Origin of the sequence: Desulfobacter latus (assembly GCF_013389365.1) — a bacterium.
Taxonomy (GTDB): domain Bacteria; phylum Desulfobacterota; class Desulfobacteria; order Desulfobacterales; family Desulfobacteraceae; genus Desulfobacter; species Desulfobacter latus.
In genome coordinates, this window is sequence record NZ_JACADJ010000034.1 from 1 (window position 1) to 22115 (window position 22115).

20 protein-coding genes are annotated in these 22115 nt (G+C 47.2%); 11 read left to right on the forward strand and 9 right to left on the reverse strand.

The features are described 5' to 3' along the window. Nucleotides 1-111: 111 nt before the first annotated feature. Nucleotides 112-1041, forward strand: a complete 930-nt coding sequence (locus HXW94_RS10605) for a hypothetical protein (protein ID WP_246293836.1) — start codon at nucleotides 112-114, stop codon at nucleotides 1039-1041. Here HXW94_RS10605 and alr read toward each other — a convergent pair. Together alr and HXW94_RS10615 are read right to left on the reverse strand one after the other, a co-directional pair. Further along, a complete protein-coding gene (alr, locus tag HXW94_RS10610; RefSeq protein WP_178366876.1) occupies nucleotides 1038-2207 on the reverse strand; it encodes an alanine racemase in 1170 nt (389 codons plus the stop codon). The genes HXW94_RS10605 and alr overlap by 4 nt on opposite strands. Then, complete coding sequence (locus HXW94_RS10615) at nucleotides 2207-3055, reverse strand: aminotransferase class IV (RefSeq protein WP_178366877.1); 849 nt, start codon at nucleotides 3053-3055, stop codon at nucleotides 2207-2209. Before HXW94_RS10615 ends, alr begins: the two co-directional genes overlap by 1 nt. 160 nt (nucleotides 3056-3215) lie before the next feature. Here HXW94_RS10615 and glk point away from each other — a divergent pair, with 160 nt between their 5' ends. The 3 genes from glk to iscB all read left to right on the forward strand — a co-directional run bounded on the left by glk (nucleotide 3216) and on the right by iscB (nucleotide 6686). Further along, complete coding sequence (glk, locus tag HXW94_RS10620) at nucleotides 3216-4208, forward strand: glucokinase (protein WP_178366878.1); 993 nt, start codon at nucleotides 3216-3218, stop codon at nucleotides 4206-4208. A 76-nt stretch (nucleotides 4209-4284) separates the two neighbouring features. Then, nucleotides 4285-5085: a sulfite exporter TauE/SafE family protein gene (locus tag HXW94_RS10625; protein WP_178366879.1), complete on the forward strand. Its 801-nt coding sequence runs from the start codon at nucleotides 4285-4287 to the stop codon at nucleotides 5083-5085. Between the two features lie 281 nt (nucleotides 5086-5366). Beyond that, nucleotides 5367-6686, forward strand: coding sequence for an RNA-guided endonuclease IscB (gene iscB / locus HXW94_RS10630; RefSeq protein WP_218576678.1), 1320 nt, complete (start codon nucleotides 5367-5369; stop codon nucleotides 6684-6686). A 232-nt stretch (nucleotides 6687-6918) separates the two neighbouring features. On the opposite strand, the gene HXW94_RS10635 is transcribed toward iscB, so the two are convergent. Further along, entirely contained in the window at nucleotides 6919-8835 is a 1917-nt protein-coding gene (locus HXW94_RS10635; protein WP_178366880.1) for an aconitate hydratase, read from the reverse strand. A gap of 509 nt (nucleotides 8836-9344) precedes the next feature. On the opposite strand from HXW94_RS10635, the gene ispG reads away from it, so the two are divergent. Genes ispG through HXW94_RS10655 form a run of 4 tightly spaced genes read left to right on the forward strand, consistent with a single transcriptional unit; the run spans nucleotide 9345 to nucleotide 15458 of the window. After that, entirely contained in the window at nucleotides 9345-10439 is a 1095-nt protein-coding gene (gene ispG, locus HXW94_RS10640; RefSeq protein ID WP_178366881.1) for a flavodoxin-dependent (E)-4-hydroxy-3-methylbut-2-enyl-diphosphate synthase, read from the forward strand. Beyond that, nucleotides 10423-11928 (forward strand): proline--tRNA ligase, encoded by a 1506-nt coding sequence (gene proS, locus HXW94_RS10645; RefSeq protein ID WP_178366882.1) that lies wholly within the window; start codon nucleotides 10423-10425, stop codon nucleotides 11926-11928. The genes ispG and proS overlap by 17 nt, the downstream gene beginning before the upstream one ends. A 32-nt stretch (nucleotides 11929-11960) precedes the next feature. After that, complete coding sequence (locus HXW94_RS10650; protein WP_178366883.1) at nucleotides 11961-14120, forward strand: RelA/SpoT family protein; 2160 nt, start codon at nucleotides 11961-11963, stop codon at nucleotides 14118-14120. 18 nt (nucleotides 14121-14138) lie between these two features. Beyond that, nucleotides 14139-15458: a PhoH family protein gene (locus HXW94_RS10655; protein ID WP_178366884.1), complete on the forward strand. Its 1320-nt coding sequence runs from the start codon at nucleotides 14139-14141 to the stop codon at nucleotides 15456-15458. A gap of 139 nt (nucleotides 15459-15597) precedes the next feature. Here the strand turns inward: HXW94_RS10655 and rpmB are convergent, their stop codons facing one another. From rpmB to aroB, 6 genes are all read right to left on the reverse strand, one after another. Then, nucleotides 15598-15792, reverse strand: coding sequence for a 50S ribosomal protein L28 (rpmB, locus tag HXW94_RS10660; RefSeq protein WP_020589339.1), 195 nt, complete (start codon nucleotides 15790-15792; stop codon nucleotides 15598-15600). 82 nt (nucleotides 15793-15874) lie between these two features. Further along, complete coding sequence (locus tag HXW94_RS10665; RefSeq protein ID WP_178366885.1) at nucleotides 15875-16546, reverse strand: outer membrane protein assembly factor BamD; 672 nt, start codon at nucleotides 16544-16546, stop codon at nucleotides 15875-15877. Between the two features lies 1 nt (nucleotide 16547). Then, nucleotides 16548-17462, reverse strand: coding sequence for a thioredoxin-disulfide reductase (trxB, locus tag HXW94_RS10670; protein WP_178366886.1), 915 nt, complete (start codon nucleotides 17460-17462; stop codon nucleotides 16548-16550). Nucleotides 17463-17473: 11 nt separating this feature from the next. Next, nucleotides 17474-17800, reverse strand: coding sequence for a thioredoxin (gene trxA, locus HXW94_RS10675; RefSeq protein WP_178366887.1), 327 nt, complete (start codon nucleotides 17798-17800; stop codon nucleotides 17474-17476). A 170-nt stretch (nucleotides 17801-17970) separates the two neighbouring features. Further along, the gene (gene rbr, locus HXW94_RS10680) at nucleotides 17971-18546 is read right to left on the reverse strand and encodes a rubrerythrin (protein WP_178366888.1); all 576 of its coding nucleotides are present in this window, start codon (nucleotides 18544-18546) and stop codon (nucleotides 17971-17973) included. A 46-nt stretch (nucleotides 18547-18592) separates the two neighbouring features. Further along, entirely contained in the window at nucleotides 18593-19630 is a 1038-nt protein-coding gene (aroB, locus tag HXW94_RS10685; protein WP_178366889.1) for a 3-dehydroquinate synthase, read from the reverse strand. Between the two features lie 285 nt (nucleotides 19631-19915). On the opposite strand from aroB, the gene HXW94_RS10690 reads away from it, so the two are divergent. From HXW94_RS10690 to HXW94_RS10700, 3 genes are all read left to right on the forward strand, one after another. After that, nucleotides 19916-20077, forward strand: a complete 162-nt coding sequence (locus tag HXW94_RS10690) for a response regulator (protein ID WP_178366890.1) — start codon at nucleotides 19916-19918, stop codon at nucleotides 20075-20077. A 14-nt stretch (nucleotides 20078-20091) separates the two neighbouring features. Further along, the gene (locus HXW94_RS10695; RefSeq protein ID WP_178366891.1) at nucleotides 20092-21240 is read left to right on the forward strand and encodes a hybrid sensor histidine kinase/response regulator; all 1149 of its coding nucleotides are present in this window, start codon (nucleotides 20092-20094) and stop codon (nucleotides 21238-21240) included. 185 nt (nucleotides 21241-21425) lie between these two features. Next, nucleotides 21426-22115 (forward strand): septum site-determining protein MinC, encoded by a 690-nt coding sequence (locus tag HXW94_RS10700; RefSeq protein WP_178366892.1) that lies wholly within the window; start codon nucleotides 21426-21428, stop codon nucleotides 22113-22115.

The following is a 22115-nucleotide window of genomic DNA, read 5'->3' on the forward strand; positions in this document are numbered from 1 at the left end:
TCTGACGGCTATTCCTACAATACGACGTGCTAAGGTCCGGTGCCTGGGCTACTATCTTAATTATAAGGAGGACGGCAATTCCTCCCCTGAGCTAAAGACTCAGGGGTTTCCTTGCCGCATTTTATGAACAGCGTGCCGCAGGTCAACAACTCCTATGGTTTGCAGAATCGTGCAGCACTGTCAAACACCAATACCGCGTCACGTTCAAGCGAACGTTATGTTGATTCATATTCAAGCCTTAATGCGGGACTGACCATCCAGACCCGGGAAGGGGATATAGTTTCCCTGTTCACCAGTCAGTATTCTGAACTTGAAGCCCATGAATATAGCCGCCAGGGTGTCGTCAGCAATGAAGAGGGCTATGCCGCAGCCTCTTACAATGTCCGGGAGATTACCTTAAGTTCCGGAGAGACGTTTGCGTTCACAGTGGAAGGGGACTTAAACGAAGCGGAACTTGAGGACATTGAGTCTATTATAACCGGTGTGGACGGCATTATCGGCGAGATGAGGCAAGGGGATCTGCAGGATGCTGTTTCCCAAGCCATGCACATGGGATATTACGACTCAATATCTTCATATGAAGCTGATATTACCGTGCAGTATGGATACGCCATATACAGCAAAGAGCAGACCGCTACCACAGGAGTTCTGGGACAGGACCCGGCTTCAGCTTATCTTGAGGATTTCGATAATACGGGTACCGGTACCGCGGACGGCGGAAGCACACCTATGGCGGGTAATCTGGAAACTTCTTTGATGGATCAGCTGTCCGAACTTCTGGAGGAACAGCACGAAGAAGCCCTGGCCCGGGTGCGTGAACCATTAAGCAGCCTGTTTGCTCATTACCTGGAAACCCAGGACGCCGGCGAAGCAAGTGAGGCAGCGGCCAACGAGGAGGAGGCGCTGGTGGATGCGCGTCAGGCAGACGATACGATGACCTCTTTTTCCGATCTTCTTGAAATTGCAGCCAAGGTTGTTGACCGGACCATTGCGGACATGCTGAAAAACGCTTTTGATAATACGTTAAAATACATGATTTAATGTAATACAGGCATTCGTCCGGTCAGGCCTGTGGTGACCTCGTAATTGATGGTCCCGGTGAGACCGGCGATGTCGTCGGCCGTAATCCGTTCATTTCCCTGGGGGCCGAGGATGGTGACATCGTCTCCGGGTTTGACCCCTGGAATGTGTCCCACATCAATCATGGTAAAATCCATGGTGACCCGGCCCACAATGGGCGCTTTTTGGCCTTTAACCAGCATGTATCCCTGGTTGGACAAAAGCCGGCTGTACCCGTCGGCATACCCGATAGGAACTGTGGCAATTACCGTGGGGGCCGTTGTAACATGGGTGCAACCGTAGGAGACGCTGAAATTTTCAGGCACCGCCTTGACATAAATGATTTTTGCCGTGATGGACATAATCGGCGTAAGTTTATGCCGTGCGATATCCACCTCATCCGAGGGGGCCATCCCGTACATGGCAACGCCCGGACGAACCATGTCAAAATGGGCTTCGGGCAACTCAAGAACCGCTGCGGAGTTCGCTGCATGGCGGATTTCCGGATAAATTCGCATATCCGTAAGCATGGCAACCATTTCATTGAACCGGGTCAGTTGCTCTTTGGCATGGGTTTTGTCAATGATGTCTGCCTTGGCAAAATGGGTGTAGGCGCCTTCCACCCCAAGGCCTTTTAGGCCTGCAATGCCCGCGGCCTGACGGATACCGGCCGCGTTCCCGGATTTTGAGATACCCACGTCGGGATGAAGAAACCCCAGGCGTCCCATGCCCGTATCCAGCTTAATATGAATTTTCAGTGTGGTATTCAAGGCTTGGGCAGCGGCAGACAGGGCCCTGGCTGCCTGGATATCCGCCACACTTGCCCGGATGCCGTGGCTCGCAAGAAAAGAGACCTGTTCGGGCAGGGCTTCGCCTAAAAGAAGAATGGGTGCGGTAATACCGGCATGTCTCATGGTGACGGCTTCCGAAATCCGGACCACAGCAAGAAAAGAGGCCCCGTTTTCAAGGGCGGTTTTTGCGCATTGTATTCCGCCGTGCCCGTAAGCATTGGCCTTGACCACAGCGCAGAATCGGGTACTGGTTGGAATCAGGCGTTTCAGGGTTCGTACATTCTGTCCAAAGGCGGACAGATCCACCTGCACCCGGCTTTGGGGCTCAAGAATGGATGCTGCATTGGAAGAATTCATCAATTTACTTCTCCACGTCCGTATGCGGTTGTATATGCTTTCCAGTCCGCCATCAGGGCAAGGGTTTTTTCACCGGGTTTACCGTCTGCGATAACTATATCATCCACCTGGATAATGGGCACGATCTCTTTGTTGGATGCCGTGATAAACATTTCATCCATCTCGGCCAAATCCGCCTGGGGGATAAAATCCAGAACAATGTCATATTTTTTTTCCAAAAGTTCCAGCACAGCGCCCCGGGTTACGCCGGGCAGAATGCCGCCGGGTGGGGTGATCAGGGTGGTGTCTTTAAACGCAAAAAGATTGGTGGTGGTTCCTTCGAGCAGACGATTGTCTTTATTTTTGTAGATGGCTTCAATGGCACCCTGGCTGCGGGCCTTCTGCTGGGCGAATACGGCTGACAGATAGTTGCTGCTCTTGGCTTCGGGGATGAATCGTTCCATGTCCACAGTGATGATTTTGGTGCCTTGGGTGTACCACCAGTCCGGCAGCTCATGCTTGGGCGTGGCCATGACCATGAGAATGCCGTTTCCCTGGGGAGTTACGCCGTCAGAGCTGATACCACCGGTGTAGACAATGCGGATATTTTCTTCTTTGTGGTGTGGATTTTTTTCTATGGTCTGCATGACAATGTCGCAGATTTCTTTGTTGGCGTGCGTCAGTTCAAGTCCGATATGGCGGGCGGAATTTTCCAGGCGGGCCACATGCTGTTCAAGGCGAAACGGACGTTTGTTATAGGTGATCAGAAAGTCAAATACGCCAAATCCCCTTAATACGGTGATATCTTTTACAGAAAGGACAGCCTCGTCTTCAGATACGAATTTGCCGTCAATATAATACGTGTCCATGGTTTGCTCCGTTCACTGCAACTCGGTCATCGAGCAGCAAATATGTATTAAACATATTTCTTTATTAACGCTCCTAAAATGCTTAAAAAAAGCCTATATATATAAAGAATATTGTTGTCAAACACATTCATAACCTTTTTATTCTACTGAGGGAAGGCCCATGATTCTTGCAGGGGATATCGGCGGCACAAAAACAGTGCTTGGGATCTATGCCGAAAGAACACAAGTGCCGGGAAATCCGGTTCACGAAACCCGCTTTAAAAATGTTGAGTATCAGTCTTTTGAAAGCATTGTTAAAAGATTTTTAGATCAGACCGGTGCAAAACCGCAAGCAGCCTGTTTCGGGGTGGCAGGCCCGGTAAAAGACCGGCATTGCCGGATCACCAATCTGCCCTGGGAAATCAGCGCTGATGAGATTGAACAAACTTGCGCCATCCCGAGGGTTTCATTGATAAATGATTTAAAAGCCATTGCCGTTTCAGTACCCTGTCTGGACAAAGACGATTTGTTTACCCTGAATCCGGGAACTCCTGAGCCCATGGGCAACAAGGCGGTTATTGCGCCGGGCACGGGTTTAGGCATTGCTTTCATGGTCTGGACAGGCGCCCGGTACCGTGCCTTTGCCGGCGAAGGGGGGCATACAGCCTTTTCCCCACGGAATCCCCAGGATGTTAAACTTCTGGAATTTTTAACCCGGCGCTATGGTCACGTCAGTTTTGAACGGGTGTGCTCGGGCAGCCACCTGCCCATTATTTATGAATATTTTCTGGAAAATAAAATTTTCCCGGAACCTGGCTGGCTAAAGCAAAAACTGGCTGCAGCGGCGGATAAAACACCGGTGATTGTAGAAACCGCCCTTGAAAACAAAGTTGATATCTGCGACGCCACATTGGATATGTTTGTCCACGCCCTTGGCACGGTTATCGGCAATATGGCTGTGACGCTTCTGCCCACAGGCGGCATCTATCTTGGCGGGGGGATACCGCCGCGTATCCTCAAAAGGCTGGCCCGGCCCGATTTTTTAAGCAGTATTGCCGACAAGGGCCGGTTTTTTTCATTGTGCGCCAATATGCCCGTTTATGTGATTCTTGATCCCAAGGCGGCTTTGCATGGTGCTGCCTGGTATGGGTTTGAGAATTTGACAGATAAGTAATTTATGATTGATTGCTTTTCATTCTGATTTTATATATTCGTCATTTTTGTATAATTACGGATAAAGGACTGATTCAATGATTTATATAGTTTTGTATCTGGCTGTGGGCGGTGTGGCGGGGGTGCTGGCCGGGCTTCTGGGCATTGGCGGCGGCCTTGTGATTGTTCCCATGCTCACTTCGGTGTTTACGCACCAGCATGTGGCCCATGAAGTTATTGTTCACATGGCCCTGGGCACCTCTTTGGCCAGTATTTTGTTTACTTCGGTTTCCAGTATGCGTTCCCATCATAAACGCAAGGCTGTGGTCTGGCCCGTGGTCTTCAGAATAACGCCGGGTATCCTGGTAGGGACGTTTACAGGCACCTGGATTGCTTCCATGCTTTCCACTAATTTTCTTAAATGTTTTTTCGGCATTTTTTTATACTATGTGGCCACCCAGATGATTATGGGAATGAAACCCAAACCCACCCGGGATATCCCCGGCACCACAGGTATCTTTGCGGCAGGCAGCATCATCGGCGTCTTTTCAAGCCTTGTGGGCATTGGCGGCGGTACCTTGTCGGTGCCGTTTCTGACCTGGTGCAATACCAAAATCCACAAAGCCATCGGTACCTCATCCGCCATTGGATTCCCCATTGCTGCAGCCGGTTTTTCAGGGTATGTGATCAACGGGCTTGGCACCCCGAATCTGCCGCCCCTGTCCCTGGGGTTTGTCAATCTCGTTGCTCTGGCGGGAATTGTTGCAGCCTCAGTACTCACGGCGCCCATTGGGGTAAAACTTGCCCATAACCTGCCCGTTGACAAGCTCAAACGTATTTTTGCCGTGCTGCTTTACGTGGTAGGCACGAGGATGCTGATTTCTGTTTTATATCAATAGTCAACAACCCCTCGGCTAAAGACCGAGTGGCTTGAGAGGTAACTTTCAAGCCAAGTTGATTAGCCTAAGTTCTTTGAGAACTACGTTACTGTAGAATATATTGTAGGCAGCCTGGAATACTCCACTCGTTCCAAAGTCTGCGGTTTGTGTTTAAACATCTCTGAGGGTAGGAGAAGTGATGCAAACTTTAAACCTACGGATAACATTGGCGAAGTGGATCAATCACTTTTGTGAGAGTAGATCTTGAGAGTATCTGCTAAATTTTTATTAAGGAAATTAATTTGAAAGTTTGTGTATTAAATATGAGAGGTGAGGCTTTAATGCCTACAACCGTGCAAAAAGCAAGGTTATTGTTGAAAAATGGGAAGGCACGAATTCATAGCCATCGACCTTTTACCATTCAACTAACCTATGCTACCGGAGAGGCGAAGCAAGATCTAGTCTTAGGTGTTGATGCTGGATATCACAATATCGGCATTTCAGTAGTAAGCCCTACGAATGAAGTTTTTTCAAGTGAAATTAAGTTACTTCAAGGACAGGTTGAAAGAAACAAGGAAAGACGTATGTATCGAACACAAAGACGTTCACGTTTAAGATACAGAAAACCACGATTTGACAATCGTATTAAGCCTAAAGGTTGGCTTGCTCCCTCTATTCAACATAAGTTTGATTCCCATATCAAATTTATTAAGCGTCTTTGCTCTGTACTACCTATAACCAAAACGATTATTGAAATAGCTGCCTTTGATATTCAAAAAATTAAAGCTCCAGAAATCAATGGCAAGCAATACCAAGAAGGGGAGCAATTAGGTTTTTGGAATTTAAGAGAATACATTCTTCATCGAGATAACCACAAATGTCAAAATCCTAATTGTAAAAACAAATCTAAAAATCAGATATTAGAAATCCACCATATTGGTTTTTGGAAAAAAGATAGGTCTGATCGACCCGGAAACTTAATTACACTTTGCGATAAGTGCCACACACCAGCTAAACATAAGAAAAAAGGTTTTCTTTATGGTTGGGAGGCAAAAACAAAGTCATTCAAACCGGAAACGTTTATGTCGATTGTTCGTTGGAAATTAGTTGATGAACTGAAATGCGCCCATACATATGGGCATATTACAAAGCATAAGCGAATAGGATTGAGTTTGCCCAAGACACATTACCATGATGCTTTTTGTATAGCAGGCGGAGAGAACCAGGAAAGGTGTAAACCAATATTTTTTCATCAAAAACGTAAGAATAATCGTTGTCTTGAAAAGTTTTATGATGCAAAAATCATTGATACTCGTACAGGTAAAAAAGTTTCAGGTGGAGAGCTTCACTCTGGGCGTAGAACTCGAAACAAAAACCTTAATGGTGAAAACTTGAGAAAGTACCGAGGAGTTAAGGTATCAAAAGGCAGGCGTCAAATTAGAAAACAAAGATATGCTATTAGACCTGATGATATTGTTAAATTCGATGGTAAAATATATCGAGCTATAGGCGTTCAAAACAAAGGGCAATATTTAAAAATAGTTAATGGCAGCAAGCCTATTGTAAAAAATATTAAGTATATTGAAGTATTATTTCATCAAAAAACGTTAAAGACTGTGTAGATGAAGTATAGAAGGAAAAATCATTTCTATTGGGAATGCTTCAATTGATACAATTAGGGAATATATCGAATCACAAGGTTAACAATATGGCAATTCATCCCCGAAGCTAAAGACTTCGGGGTTTTCTTGCCTAAGAATTAATAAAAGGGGGATAACCGTTAGATTATCCCCCTTTTATTTTATGAATGCCGGGGAACAGTGTTTCCCAGGCTTAATGCTTTAATTACAGCGGTTATCCCTTGAAGGTCGCTTTAAACTGAGGCAGCGCGCCACCTAATTTCAGCGTGGGGATCACGTCTTTATCAAAAGCGCGTTCAAGCGGAAGTTTTTCGCCATTGACCTCAAGGAACAGATCGCCGGCCAGGTCTGTGGCATCAAAGGATACCGTGTCGCCCTGTTTGATTTTGTCATAGTCATCCGGGTTTTTAAAGGTCATCGGAACAATACCGAAGTTCACCAGGTTGGCCACATGGATACGGGCAAAGGATTTAACAATGACGGCCCGGATGCCAAGCCATCTTGGGCACAGCGCGGCATGTTCACGGGAACTTCCCTGACCGTAGTTTTCAGCACCAATGATGAAACCTTCTCCGCCGGCGTCTCTGTGCGCCACAGCGCGTTCGGCAAAGGTGCTGTCAACCTGGTTGTAAGTTGCCTGCATGGCATATTCTTTAACATTGGAGCGCAGAGGCAGGAATACACCGGCAGGCTGGATGTCGTCGGTACTGATGTTGTCGCCGGTTTTAAGCAGAACTTCGCCTTTGACAACGTCGGGCAGCGGCTTGAAATCAGGCAGCGCCATGATGTTGGGTCCGCGAACAACGCCTTCGGATTTATCAGCCTGATCCGGCATGATAAAGGAGTCGGTGTCGATAACCGGCGGAATGACATTAATGGGAATGTCTTTGGCTTCCGGAACGGTGATCTCACCGGTCAGGGCACTGGCCGCTGCAACAAGCGGGCTGATCAGATGACACTCGGCGTCGTCCGTACCGGAACGTTTGGGGAAGTTCCGGTTGAAGGTTCTCAGGGTGATACCTTCGCTTGGGGGAGAACCGCCCTGGCCGATGCAGGCGCCGCAACCATTCTCCATGATTCTGACACCGGAATGAAACATCATTGACATATAACCGGCGTCGGCCAGCTGCATGGCCACGGATCTGGAACCCGGATAGAGCAGGGTATCAACTTTAACACGTTTGCCTTTAAGGGTTTCTGCAAAGGTGGCGATGTTTTCAAAGGAGCTGTTGGTACAGGAACCGATACAAACCTGATGAATTTTGGTTCCGGCATGATCTTTAACTTTTTCAACATTACCCGGAGAAGGATAGATGGCGATCAGCGGTTCGATTTCAGACAGGTTAATTTCAATTTCGTCATCATAGGATGCGCCTTCATCTGCGGACAGTTCGGTGTAATCACCACCGCGGCCACGGCTTTCCAGGTATTCTTTGGTTCTTTCATCACTGGGGAAGATAGAGGTGGTGGCACCCATTTCAGCACCCATGTTGGTGATGGTGGCCCGTTCTGTCAGAGACAGGGTCGCAACGCCGGGACCTGCATACTCAAAGATAATGCCCTTGCCGCCTTTTACGGTGACAATTTCCAGCATCTTCAGGATGACGTCCATGGCCATGCAGTTTTTGGCCAGCTCACCAGTCAGGTTAACCCGGGTCACCTTGGGCATGGGCATGGTGTACATGCCGGTTGCCATTGCCAGGGCAACGTCATATCCGCCGGCACCCATGAAGATTGCACCTGCGCCACCGGCGTTCACGGTATGGCTGTCAGCGCCAACACCTGTCATGCCGGGTTTAACAAAGTTTTCCATATTGGTGAAATGGCAAATACCGGTTCCCGGCGGTGAAAAGATGATGCCCAGCTTAGCGGCAACAGTTCTCAGGTATTGATGATCATCCGGATTTCTGAAACCGGATTGAAGCATGCTGTGATCAACAAAGTTTACAGAAAGGGGCTTTACCTTATCAATGCCCATGGCTTCCAGTTGAAGCATACACATGGTGCCGGTGGCATCCTGTGTAAAAGCCTCATCGATCTTGATCTTGATCAATTCCCCGGGGGCCGGCAACTCAGCCGGTTCAACCAGGTGATCCTTGAGGATTTTGTGTGTTAAACCTAACGCGCTCATTTTACCTCTCTTCGTTTATGGTTGTGATCAATGTCTCGATTCAAATGGAATTTTTCGAAAAGCAAATGAAACATGCTTTTATCCCTCTTAAACCGAGGACTAAAATCTTTGTCTCCGGTAGTACGATTATCTGACTTGTAAGTACACCACTCATACTTTTAGGATAGTGAGACAGTTTTTGTCAAGAAAAGTATTAAGTATGATTCAATTTAGATGGTATTCGTTGTAATTTTTTTACCCGGCACTGAAATTTCGGTGGTGGTTTCAGGTGTGAGCTACATCTTGAAAAGAGCTGCCTCGGTATGATAATTTATTTCTCATATAAACCTACATGGGCCACAAGCCCACAACAAACAATGAAACTAAAGACACCAACAATGCAGGCTAAAATGGGCGCCGGAGGCGCTTCATCCCCTTGTTTCTTGTATCTTGTCTATAGTTTCTTATAACATGCTTGCATCTGAAACTGCGATGCAGGCATGTGCTTTTTTAAATTAAGGATTTAATTTATGCCGCTGCTCAAAGAACGCCGGAAAACCCGGCAGATAAAGGTGGGATCACAACCTGTGGGCTCCGAAGCCCCGGTTTCGGTTCAGTCCATGACCAACACCCAGACCCAGGATGTGCAGGCCACGATAAATCAGATATTGTCCCTGGAAAAGGCCGGGTGCGAAATTGTCCGGGCAGCTGTGCCGGATATGGAAGCGGCCAGGGCCTTAAAAAAAATTAAAGCCCGGATTCACATTCCCTTGATTGCCGATATCCATTTTGATTGGCGTCTGGCCCTTGCGTCGGCCGAATCCGGGGTGGATGGACTGCGGATAAATCCGGGTAATATCGGCACGGCAGACAAAATAAAAGCCGTGGTGGATTGTGCCAAGGCCCACCACCTTCCCATCCGCATCGGGGTAAACGGCGGATCTTTGGAAAAAGAGATTGAGAAGCAATTCGGTGTGACAGCCCGGGGCATGGTGGAAAGTGCCCTTGCCAATATCCGGATTCTGGAGGATCTGGGGTTTTATGACATCAAGGTCTCCTTGAAGGCTTCGGATGTGGAACGCACCGTGGAGGCCTACCGGCAGCTTGCACCGTTAACCGACGTGCCCCTTCATGTGGGTGTTACCGAGGCCGGTGGTCTTTATGCCGGCATCACCAAGTCCGCCATCGGCATCGGCATGCTGCTGGCCGAAGGGATTGGTGACACTATCCGGGTATCCCTGACCCGGGACCCGGTGGAAGAGATTCGCACCGGGTTTGAAATTTTACGGGCATTGGGTTTGCGGCAGCGGGGGCCGGAGTTGATTTCCTGTCCTACCTGCGGGCGGTGTAAAATAAATTTGTTTAAAATTGCCGAACAGGTAGAAAAAGCTTTACTTGAGCGCTCCGCACGGATTAAAGTTGCTATTATGGGATGCGCGGTCAACGGTCCCGGAGAAGCCAAAGAGGCGGATATCGGCATTGCCGGCGGCGACGGCAAGGGCATTTTGTTTAAAAAAGGCAAAGTTATCCGTAAAATTGACCAGGCGTATCTTGTGGATGAACTGATAAAAGAGATTGATGCGATGACTTTAGATGCGGAGGAAATAAATGGGAAAAAAAGTTAAAACCGCCATTACCCCCACAAGGGAAGAAGATTATCCCCAATGGTATCAGGAGGTGGTAAAAGCCTCGGACATGTCGGAAAATTCGCCGGTCCGCGGATGCATGGTGATCAAACCCTGGGGATTTGCTATTTGGGAAAACATCCAACGCCGGATGGATGATCTGTTCAAGGAAACCGGGGTAAAAAACGCCTATTTCCCACTATTTATTCCCCTGAGCTACCTTGAAAAAGAGGCTGAGCATGTGGACGGTTTTGCCAAGGAGTGTGCCGTTGTCACCCATCATAAGCTGGAAAAGGGGGAAGACGGCGGACTTGTACCGGCCGGGGAGCTGGCCGAACCATTGATTGTCCGGCCCACATCTGAAACCATTATTGGTGAATCCATGGCCAAATGGACCTCCTCCTACCGGGATCTGCCGATTCTGTTAAACCAGTGGGCCAATGTGGTGCGCTGGGAAATGCGCACGCGCATGTTTTTGCGCACCAGTGAATTTTTATGGCAGGAAGGCCATACGGCCCATGCCACCAGAGATGAGGCCATGGCGCGTACCCTTCAGATGCTGGACCTTTACGCCGGATTTGTTGAAAAATGGCTGGCCATGCCGGTAATTAAAGGCCGTAAGAGTGAATCCGAACGATTCCCCGGGGCGGATGATACCACCTGTATTGAAGCCATGATGCAGGATAAAAGAGCGCTTCAAGCCGGTACCTCCCATTTCCTGGGCCAGAATTTTGCCAAAAGCGCCAACATCAGATTCCAGAATGAAACGGGTCAGGAAGACTATGCATGGACCACCTCCTGGGGAACATCCACCCGGATGATCGGCGGCATGATCATGGTACATTCCGATGATGACGGCCTGGTGGTTCCGCCCCGCATTGCCCCGGCCCATGTCGTGATCCTTCCCATTATCAAGAAAGGGGCTGATAATTCAGGTGTCCTGGAAAGCGCTGAAGCACTTAAAACCGCCCTGAGGCAGCAGACCTTTTACGGCCTGCCCGTGGAAGTGGAGATCGACAACCGGGACATCGGCGGTGCCAGAGGATGGGACTGGGTGAAAAAAGGTATTCCGGTGCGCGTGGAACTTGGCCCCCGGGACATTGAAAACAACAGCGTGTTCATGGCCCGCAGGGATACGGGTGAGAAAAAGGCAATTAACAGAGAAGCGTTTATAAATACCATTGCCGACATTCTGGATGACATCCAGAGTACGCTGTTCCAGCGCGCCCTTGCCTTCCGGGAGGCCCACACCTTTTCCATTGATGAAAAAAAACAATTTTACGATTTGTATAAGAAAGCAAAAGGATATAACAACGGCGCGTTTGTCCTGGCCCACTGGTGCGGATCAGGTCAATGTGAAGAAAAAATAAAACAGGATCTGTCCGTAACCATCCGGTGTATTCCGTTTGACAGCCCTGATGAAGCGGGGACCTGTATTTGCTGTGATGCAAAAAGTGAGCGACGGGTCCTGTTTGCCAAGGCATATTAAGCTTAGGACAAAACAGCAGCCGGCAGAATAAAATGATTCGAATCACCGACATATTGGACAAAATCTATGAATACAGTCCAGATGCGGACGTCTCGCTCATTGACCGGGCTTATATCTATTCCGCCCGGGTTCATGAAGGACAGGTCAGGCTTTCAGGAGAACCGTATCTGTCTCACCCCCTGGAGGTGGCCAATATTCTGGCCCACATGAAGCTGGACATGGAGAGCATTGCCGCCGCCCTGCTCCATGATGTGATTGAGGACACCCCTGCCACCAAAGAAGATATTTCCGATATGTTCGGCCCCGGGGTTGCACATATTGTGGAGGGCGTGACCAAGCTGTCCGCCCTGCATGCGGCCACCAAGGTGGCCCAGCAGGCAGAGTCCCTGCGTAAAATGATCCTGGCCATGGCAGATGACATCCGGGTGGTGCTCATCAAATTGGCTGATCGCCTGCACAATATGCGGACCCTTAAATACCACAAAAAACCGGAAAAGCAGGCGGCTATCGCCCAGGAAACCCTGGATATCTATGCACCCATCGCTGCACGTCTCGGCATCTTCTGGATTAAAAATGAACTGGAAGAGATTGCCTTTTTTTACACCCTGCGGGAAGAGCATGATCGTATCCTGAACCTTGTCAATAAGGCCAAGGATGAGCAGGAAGCGTATATTAAAGAGGTTTCAACCTCCCTGCACTATAAAATGGAAGAGATGGAACTGCCCTGCCAGATCAAGGGACGGTTTAAATCTTTTTATTCCATTTACCAGAAAATGTTGTCCCAGGGCCTTGAGTTTGATGAGGTTTATGACATCATTGCCTTTCGAATCATCCTGGACACCGTGCCCCAGTGTTATGCCGCCATGGGGGCGGTTCACTCCATGTGGAAACCCATCTATTATAAAATAAAGGACTATATCGGCAATCCCAAGCCAAATATGTACCAGTCCATCCACACCACGGTCATCGGCCCCAAAGGTGAACGGGTGGAGATCCAGATCAGAACCCATGAGATGGATCGGGTGGCGGAATCCGGCATTGCAGCCCACTGGTCATATAAGGAGGGAAGCAAAATTGACGAAAACACCGGTGAACTGTTTGCCTGGATCCGAAATCTTGTGGAAAATCAAGAAAACCTCAAAGATCCGGATGAGTTTCTTGAAAATGTGCGCATCGATCTCTATCCTGGAGAAATTTATGTATTTACGCCGACAGGCGAGATTAAAACGCTTCCCAAAAAAGCCACACCCGTCGACTTTGCCTACCGGATTCACACGGAGGTTGGGGCCCAGTGTACAGGGGCCCGGGTCAACGGCAAGCTTGTACCCCTTTCCCACGAGCTGCGCACCGGTGATACCATTGAAATTATAACCACCAAAGGACACAATCCCAGTCGGGACTGGCTCAATTTTGTTAAAACAGTCAAGGCAAAAACAAAAATCAGGGCCTTTATCAATGCCAGGGAAAAAGAGCGAAGCTATTCCCTGGGGCGGGAAATGTGTGAGAAAACATTCAGAAAACGCAATCAAAATTTCAATGCGCTGATTAAATCAGGTGACATTGGCAGGGTAGCGGAATCATTGGGGTTCAAGACGGTTGACGACCTGATCGCCCATGTGGGATTCGGACAAATGACAGCGCTTCAGGTGTTGAAACGGGCTGTGCCGGGCGTTGAAAAAGATGCGGAAGATGCCGATGCTTCTTTCATTGAAAAAATAGTTTCCCGGGCTTCGGGCAAACGAACCTCCGGGGTTATTGTAAAAGGACTCGATGATATTCTGGTCAAATTTTCAAAGTGCTGCAATCCTCTGCCGGGAGATCCTATCATCGGATATATCACCCAGGGCCAAGGGGTCGCCATCCACCGGAAGAACTGCATTAATGTTTTAAAAATGAGCAGTGAAAGGATTATTGACGTCGAATGGGCCAATGATATTAAGGAATCATACCCTGCGTCCATCTGCATCAAAACAGACGATCGCCACGGCCTGCTGGCCGACATTGCTGCTGTGATTTCAAAGGCCGGGATCAATATTTTAAACGCGCATTCGGAAACATCGGACGAGGGTATTGGGGTTTTTTATTTCACCATCATGGTGGAAAGTTCCGGGCAGCTTAAAAAAGTCATGAAAGAATTACGTCAGGTAAAAACCGTCAACGAGGTTAAACGGGTAACCACTGAAGAGACTTGATTTTATACGGAGATTTGTATGAAAAAAATATTTATTCTGGATACCAATGTCATTTTACATGACAGCGGATGCATTCACCAATTCAAAGACAATGACATTTGCATTCCCATTACAGTTATTGAGGAACTGGATAAATTTAAAAAAGGAAATAATGTCATAAATTGCAATGCCCGGGACTTTTTAAGAACCTTGGATGCATTGTCCAGTGATACGGTACTCAACGGCGGGGCACCCATTGGTAATGGAGAGGGCAGTATTTCCATCCGCCTGGACACCGACCTGGATCCCAAAATTAGAAATAACTTTAATGAGATCACCCCGGATGTCAAAATCATAAACATTGCCTATTCCATTGCCAAAGAAAATGGTTTCAATAATGTTGTTTTTGTAACCAAGGATGTTAATCTGCGGCTGAAAGCCCGGTCCATTGGTTTGAAAACTGAAAATTACAACTCCCAGTTTGTTGAAAACATCTCCGAGATGTATACCGGTATGAAGGTGGTAAATAACATCAGCTCCCAGGTACTGGACAAGCTGTATCAGAAACCCTATGAAACACAAACCGAAAGCCTGGGTGAGGATGTTGTGCTTTTTGCCAATGAAAATGTAATATTGAAAAATGGATCTAAGTCGGCCCTGGCTTATTTTGACGGCGCAAGCCAGACCGTAAAACTGATTCAGCCCAGAATATGCTATGGCGTCAAACCGCGGAATTCCGAGCAAACATTTGCCCTGAATGCCATGCTCAATCCGGATATATCTCTTGTTACCATTTCCGGCAAGGCCGGAACCGGAAAAACCCTGCTGGCCCTGGCCGCGGCTCTGGCTAAAAAGCAGTTCTACCGCCAGATTTTCATCGCCCGACCCGTGGTTCCGCTGAGCAACAAAGATTTAGGATTTCTGCCCGGAGATGTGGCTTCCAAGCTGGATCCATATATGCAACCCCTGTATGACAATCTCTCTGTTATACAAAATCAATTTAATGAAAATGGTGTCAACGGAAAGAATATCAAGGAGCTGATAGAAGAGGAAAAGATCGTTATTACACCGATTTCATATATCAGGGGGCGGTCTATTGTCCGGGTATTTTTTATCGTGGATGAGGCCCAGAATTTGACTCCCCATGAGGTAAAAACCATTATCACACGGGCAGGCGAGGGCACAAAAATTATTTTTACAGGAGATATCTTCCAGATAGACCATCCCTATCTGGACACCCAGACCAATGGGCTTGCCTATATCATAGAAAAGATGAAGGGGCAAAATCTTTATGCCCACATTAATCTTGAAAAGGGGGAACGTTCTGAACTGGCAGAGCTGGCTTCCAAAATCCTGTAGCCAATGCATCTAAATTAAAGCGTATTTACCACGAAAAACACGAAGTCCACGAAGATATGGTAGTTCTAAATTTCGTGGACTTCGGTTTTAATCTAAAAGCATCTTAACGCCGCAGATGGGGTGACTTTTCGTTCAAACACTAAGAGGCTTTGGTGACTTTTCCCGCCTTTATGCAGGAGGTGCATACATCAATTTTTCTGACGCAACCCGGTTTAATCACCGCACGAACTCTCTGGAGATTGGGATTGAAGCGCCTTTTATTGAGATTATGAGCATGGCTGACATTATTGCCGACCATTGGTTTTTTTCCACAGATTGCACATTCTTTTGACATAATTTATACTCCTAATAAAATCGCTCTATCAAAATTAAAACCCAAGATGGATACAACATATTATAATAAAAGTAAAGGTTTTTTATTTCTTTTTGTTGTCTGATTCAATTGCTTTAATCTGTTCAGACACCTCGGGAATTTTTTCAAGGGCGATTTGACTTTGATCGGTCCCGGCATAGTTTTCCACAATATACTGGTAACGTTTCAGCGCAGCCTTGTATTCTTTTGTTTTATTATAAAAATTGGCGATATATAATTCATGGCCGGCTATATTGTCAATGCAGGCATCTATATGCGCCAAAGCTTCTTGGCTATACTCATTTTCCGGGAACAACCGGATCAGTCTTTCAAATTCAGCCATTGCTTTCTTTGAAGGCGTTGCATCCCTGTCTATGGTGTCTATCTGATTGAACCAACACATGGCGATTTGGTTGATAATATACGGCACCGCCTCATTTTTAGGATGCATTCTTTCAAAGCTTTCATAGGCAGCAATCGCCTCGGGATATTCCCTAAGCTGAAAATGCGCATCGGCAACTTTTAATTCCGCCAGAATGGCATATTTACTGAAAGGGTACCAGTCTTTCAGATCCGTATACGCCTTGATCGCATCTGCGTAATCCTCATTCATAAATGACGCAGCCCCTTCAGCGGCCAGCTGCTGGGCGTTTTTGTTCATCTGATGTTCTTCTTCAAACAGGGAACACCCTGACAGTAGAAGAAAGATCAATCCTGCAATGAGAATTTTTTTCATTTTATAAGTTCTCTACATAGTGCTCTGCACAAAACGCAGCCACAGCACCATCTCCCACAGCTGTTGCAATCTGTCGCAAAGGCGTATCCCTGACATCGCCGATGGCGAACACACCGGGTACGTTTGTCTGCATTTGGGTATCCACAAGAATAAAACCACTTTCATCGGTCTTCACAGCACCTTTTATAAATTCGGTGTTGGGCAGAATACCGATCCAAATAAAGCAGCCGTTTGCCTCAATTTTAGACTCATCACCGGTTTTCAAATTTTTTACATTCACTTTTTCAACGCTGAAAAATCCATCCATTCCCGTTACGACGCTATCCCATATGAACTCAATTTTGTCGTTGGCAAACGCTCTTTCCTGGAGAATCTTGGTGGCCCGTAATTCATCCCTGCGATGGACGACATACACTTTTTTAGCAAACCGGGTGAGAAAGATGGATTCCTGGATCGCGGTATCCCCGCCGCCCACGGCTACCACCACTTTATCTTTGAAAAAAGGCCCGTCACAGGTACCGCAAAAGGACACCCCTTTACCCATGAACTTGTCCTCGCCAACCCCAAGTTTCCTGGGCGATGCACCCGAGGCAATGATCAGGGATTTGGTTTTAATGCGTTTTTGCTTGAGGATTACCTCCTTAATTTTCCCGGAAAGATCAAGGTCCTGAACCTCTGCGGTTTCAATATCCAACCCCAGGGTCAACGCCTGTTCTTTTATTTTTTCGGCCAGGTCAAATCCGGAAATCCCTTCGGGAAACCCAGGATAATTTTCAATCCAGTCCGTTACAAGAACCTGACCGCCGGGCGCTGCTTTTTCAATCAGCAAAACATTCATCCGGGCCCGGGCCGCATAGAGTCCTGCGGTTAGACCGGCCGGCCCGGCACCGATGATCACCAGATCATATTCACTCATTGGAAATCTCCTTAAAGAACGCTTTTGATGGCCTCTTCAAGTTTTTCCTTTGCCACCATGCCGGTAATTTGATTAACAACCGATCCATTTTTAAAAAAAATAAGGGTTGGAATGGCCTGTACATTATGTTTACTGGGGCTTATGGGGTTATCATCCACATTGACTTTGGCAATGGTTATCTGATCACCAAATTCATCGGCCAGTGCTTCAAGGCTCGGTCCAATGGCTTTGCACGGGCCACACCAGGGTGCCCAGAAATCTACCATAATCGGCTTGTCAGATGTTTTTAACAATTCGTCGAAGTCTTCGTCATTGAGATGAATAATATTTTCCGCCATAATTATTTCCTATTTTTTTAGGTTAAAATTACCGAAACTATAAGTTCATAATCGGATTTTGTCAATTTTGGACGTCAAAAATCAACATTGCTATTAAAAAACGATGCGCTCTGTTCAACAAAAGAACAAAGCGCATCCCTGTTTAGGAACTGCTCTTAAAAAATTTCCGATTACCAGTTTTCACCAAGAACCTCAAAATGCGCCTGGGGATGGGCGCAGGCCGGGCACATTTCAACCGCTTCAATCCCTTCATGCAGGTAGCCGCAGTTCCGGCACCGCCAGGTGATCGGGGCTTCTTTTTTGAACACCGTGCCTGCCTCAATATTGGCCGCCAGGTCATTGTATCTTTTTTCATGCTGTTTTTCAGCAACAGATACCATGTCAAAAACCAGGGCAATGGCATCAAAACCCTCTTTCCTGGCAATCTCGGCAAATTCCGGATACATATGAGACCACTCTTCATGCTCTCCGGCCGCAGCCGCTTTCAGGTTTTCCAGTGTGGTACCAATAACACCGGCAGGAAAGGTGCCGGAAATCTCGACCTCGCCACCTTCAAGAAATTTAAAAAAGCGCTTTGCATGCTCTTTTTCCTGGTCGGCAGTTTCGGCGAAAATTTCAGAAATCTGGACATACCCATCCTTTTTCGCCTGGCTGGCAAAATAAGTATAGCGCATTCTTGCCTGGGATTCACCGGCAAAGGCGGTGAGCAGATTTTTTTCCGTCCTGGTTCCTTTTAAACTTGCCATAATTCGAATCTCCTTAATTCCTTAAATTTATTTATAATACCGAACATCAGACAAAATAACCACGAATAAAACCATTCAGGTCATCATAGCTTATGTCTTCCACCCTGGCCTGTCCGATCTGTCCGAGAAAAACAAAAAAGAGATGATTGCCTTGTTTTTTCTTATCCCGGGAGGCCGCCTCAATGATCTGTTCCGGGGGGAAGTCAAAGGCAACAGGCAGCCCAAGACCTGAAAGCAAATTTTTGATTCGATCCACATCTGCTTGATCAATATACCCTTTTTGTCGGGAAAACTGTGCTGCCGCTACCATCCCTGCGGCAACCGCACGGCCGTGGCCGCAGGGGTTCAATTTTTCAAACGCATGTCCGATGGTGTGGCCGAAGTTAAGCTTGCGGCGCTCCCCGGCCTCTCGTTCATCTGCCTGGACCACACGGGATTTAATGCCGACTGAATCCACAACCATTCGGAAAACCGTTTCCCGCTCCAGGGCCAGGGCCTTATCCCGGTTGTTTTCGATAAACGCCAGAAGGGCGAGATCCTTAATCAGTCCATGTTTGACAATCTCGGCCAGACCGTTGGAGATTTCCCTGTCCGGCAGGGTGGACAGCATGTCGATGTCACACAGGACAAACCGGGGCTGGTTGAACACCCCCACCATATTTTTAAAGGCGTCCAGATTGACCCCGTTTTTGCCCCCGACGCTGGCGTCCACCTGGGAAAGAAGAGAGGTGGAAACAAAGCCGAAACGGATGCCTCTTAGAAAAACAGATGCTGCAAATCCGGCAATGTCACAGACAATGCCTCCGCCGATGGCCAGCAAAAAACTTGACCGGTCGCACCCGGCCTTAATCATTTCCCGCAGGATATATTCCACCGTAGCCAGGGTTTTGACCTTTTCCCCGGTACCGATGGTGATCACATGGCCGGCAGGAAAGGATGCACCGTAATGCTTGAGGATGTTTTCATCGGTAACAATAACCACAGAACCCTGGTCCGGCAGGTAATCTTTTACACGGGACAAGGACGCTCCCACATGGATGGCAGAGGTTCCCTGCCGGCCCTCAACTGTAAAGGTTTTAATCATATTTTTCGCCTTGGGAAATGATAAGATTGATATTCTTTTTTTCAATTAGCATGCTTGCTCCCATGTTTTTATCAAGATTCGTTGGCTTGGGCAAATAAAAAACTCGCACAACGATACTAAGCCACAAAACGTTGATTTGGTTTTATGACCTTTTGTGTCTTTGCGGCTTTGTGCGAGAATAAAACGGCATTGCTGAAACCACAATAAATTAGGTAAATAATCCGAATTAATATTTGATTTTAATTGATCTTCAATATAGACTTTAACAGAATATTTTGGCGTCATATGCTGTTAAAGGCTCTGAGAGCTGATGACCATGCCATCATTCGGGAGGGCTTAAAGATGCTTCTGGAAAATAAGGAATGGAGAACAGAAACCATCAACATTAACGAAAGGCTGGAAAGTCTTTTGGTATTGACTTGGGACTTGATGATTGAGTGGGAGTAAAACATAAGGACGAAATGGAACATATTACAACTGCAACCCAATTTGAAAAAACAGATGCAGTGGAGGCGCTTGCCAACGGAATTGCCCATGACGTCAACAATCTGTTGACCACCATTAAGGGACATGCCTCCATGATGTTGAACAATGTTAATCCCACAGATCCGCTCTACAACCACATTATTGAAATTTTGTCCAGTGTTGACAAAGGTTCAGATTTTGCCAACCAACTGCTTGGCTTTGCCATGGCCGATGAGGTTTATTTAAGACGCATTGATGCGAACAGGCTGGTGCGGTCGGTGGTGGAAACGTTTAATCTGGACGGGCAACGGATTATCCTGGATGTAAGCCTTAATGCCAGGCCTTTAATGATAAGAGGCGATTCTGAAAAAATTAAACAGGTGGTCACCGATATAATCAATAACGCATTGCAAGCCATGCCCGAAGGTGGCAAACTTTCCGTGCGCACGGAAGCTGCCGCAATTCTTAATGATGCCGCAGAGGCCGTTGGACTGGAATCCGGTCTTTTTTGTAAAATCACAATATCCGATACCGGTATCGGCATGAACAGGGACACCCTGGAAAAAATATTCAAAGCCTTTTATTCCTATAATCATAAACAATTTCCGGAAAAAAAAGGACTGGGCCTTACGTTTGCCAAAAAGATCGTTAAACATCACAATGGCGTCATTGATGTATGGAGCTCTCCAAATGTCGGCTCCTCTTTTTCCGTTATTCTGCCCCTGGCAGAAGACAATCACCTCAATGACATGCCTTCCGCCCAGGAGGAGCTGAAGCTCGGCCATGAGTCCGTACTCCTGGTAGATGATGAACAGCGCATTCTCGACGTTGGACGTACCATATGTAAGGCCCTGGGTTATACGGTTTTCACAGCGGCTTCCGGCAAGGATGCTTTGAAGATTTATTCAAAAAAAAAGAACGACATCAATGTTGTGGTGCTGGACATGATCATGCCGGGCATGGATGGATTGGATGTGTTTATGGCGCTCAAAAAACTTAACCCTGATATTAAGGTGCTGCTTTCCACAGGATATGCCATTGATGACAATGCCCAGGAAATGCTCAGGCAGGGTTGCAAAGGATATATTCTCAAGCCCTATTCCATGGTGGATTTTTCACATAAGTTACGAGAGATTCTGGGTTGACAGGTTCTTTTCGGTATCTGTCCGGATATGTGAAACTTGATAGTCGAGTGAAAATCCATCATTCCTTGACACCGTTTTTATGATTTTCTATAGTCTCGTAAACATTCATAAATTCATATTCTGAACAGCTTTTTACGCCGGGCAGAAATGGTACGGATCAATCTCAACTTTGCTTGTGGATTTTAATGATAAATTTTGATAACACCGCCCCTGTCAAACTCAAAGGTGCTGGTAGCGGATTGTGGATTACCATCGACCCCTCCCACCCGGAGTCTGAAATCATTGCTGAAATTGACAGATTGTTTGAAAAAATCAAACATCTGGCCATAAATGTGGATATAGTCCTTGATACCGGTGATGTCGGCGGGCAGGAGGAACTGGTTGACAGGATAAAATCACACCTTAAAAGTAACTTTGAGCTGGGCACGATTTCCACTTCCCCCAAAAAACGCTCCATTCCCACCGAACGTCGCCGTCAAAGGGATTTGTCCAGGGGCTGGAACCATCACAAAAGTGACGTGCTTATGCTCAGGGGACGGGTGCGCTCCGGCCAGAAAATCAATGCCGGAAAACATCTGGTGATCACAGGGGACGTGAACCCCGGCGCCGAACTTACCGCAGGCGGTGATATTATTGTGCTTGGCACCCTGGCAGGAAAAGTCCATGCCGGATACCCCAAAAATGATGGGGCCATGATATTTTCCCTGGTATTTAACCCCAGTCTGGTAAAAATCGGACTGATAACCGCCACCGGCGCCAGCGAACCAGGCACCCAAGGTCCTGAATTTGCCTGTGTGGAGCAGGGCATTGTTGTGGTTAAAAATTATATGAAAGAAAATCCGTTCAAACGCATGCCCTGGCCGGAAGTGATATAA

What these genes read in the sequence shown, in the direction of transcription:
- alr (WP_178366876.1), bottom strand. Translation starts at nt 2,207, where the DNA reads ATGAATTCTTCCAATGCAGCATCCATTCTTGAGCCCCAAAGCCGGGTG.
- HXW94_RS10615 (WP_178366877.1), bottom strand. Translation starts at nt 3,055, where the DNA reads ATGGACACGTATTATATTGACGGCAAATTCGTATCTGAAGACGAGGCT.
- glk (WP_178366878.1), top strand. Translation starts at nt 3,216, where the DNA reads ATGATTCTTGCAGGGGATATCGGCGGCACAAAAACAGTGCTTGGGATC.
- HXW94_RS10625 (WP_178366879.1), top strand. Translation starts at nt 4,285, where the DNA reads ATGATTTATATAGTTTTGTATCTGGCTGTGGGCGGTGTGGCGGGGGTG.
- HXW94_RS10635 (WP_178366880.1), bottom strand. Translation starts at nt 8,835, where the DNA reads ATGAGCGCGTTAGGTTTAACACACAAAATCCTCAAGGATCACCTGGTT.
- ispG (WP_178366881.1), top strand. Translation starts at nt 9,345, where the DNA reads ATGCCGCTGCTCAAAGAACGCCGGAAAACCCGGCAGATAAAGGTGGGA.
- proS (WP_178366882.1), top strand. Translation starts at nt 10,423, where the DNA reads ATGGGAAAAAAAGTTAAAACCGCCATTACCCCCACAAGGGAAGAAGAT.
- HXW94_RS10650 (WP_178366883.1), top strand. Translation starts at nt 11,961, where the DNA reads ATGATTCGAATCACCGACATATTGGACAAAATCTATGAATACAGTCCA.
- HXW94_RS10655 (WP_178366884.1), top strand. Translation starts at nt 14,139, where the DNA reads ATGAAAAAAATATTTATTCTGGATACCAATGTCATTTTACATGACAGC.
- rpmB (WP_020589339.1), bottom strand. Translation starts at nt 15,792, where the DNA reads ATGTCAAAAGAATGTGCAATCTGTGGAAAAAAACCAATGGTCGGCAAT.
- HXW94_RS10665 (WP_178366885.1), bottom strand. Translation starts at nt 16,546, where the DNA reads ATGAAAAAAATTCTCATTGCAGGATTGATCTTTCTTCTACTGTCAGGG.
- trxB (WP_178366886.1), bottom strand. Translation starts at nt 17,462, where the DNA reads ATGAGTGAATATGATCTGGTGATCATCGGTGCCGGGCCGGCCGGTCTA.
- trxA (WP_178366887.1), bottom strand. Translation starts at nt 17,800, where the DNA reads ATGGCGGAAAATATTATTCATCTCAATGACGAAGACTTCGACGAATTG.
- rbr (WP_178366888.1), bottom strand. Translation starts at nt 18,546, where the DNA reads ATGGCAAGTTTAAAAGGAACCAGGACGGAAAAAAATCTGCTCACCGCC.
- aroB (WP_178366889.1), bottom strand. Translation starts at nt 19,630, where the DNA reads ATGATTAAAACCTTTACAGTTGAGGGCCGGCAGGGAACCTCTGCCATC.
- HXW94_RS10690 (WP_178366890.1), top strand. Translation starts at nt 19,916, where the DNA reads ATGCTGTTAAAGGCTCTGAGAGCTGATGACCATGCCATCATTCGGGAG.
- HXW94_RS10695 (WP_178366891.1), top strand. Translation starts at nt 20,092, where the DNA reads ATGGAACATATTACAACTGCAACCCAATTTGAAAAAACAGATGCAGTG.
- HXW94_RS10700 (WP_178366892.1), top strand. Translation starts at nt 21,426, where the DNA reads ATGATAAATTTTGATAACACCGCCCCTGTCAAACTCAAAGGTGCTGGT.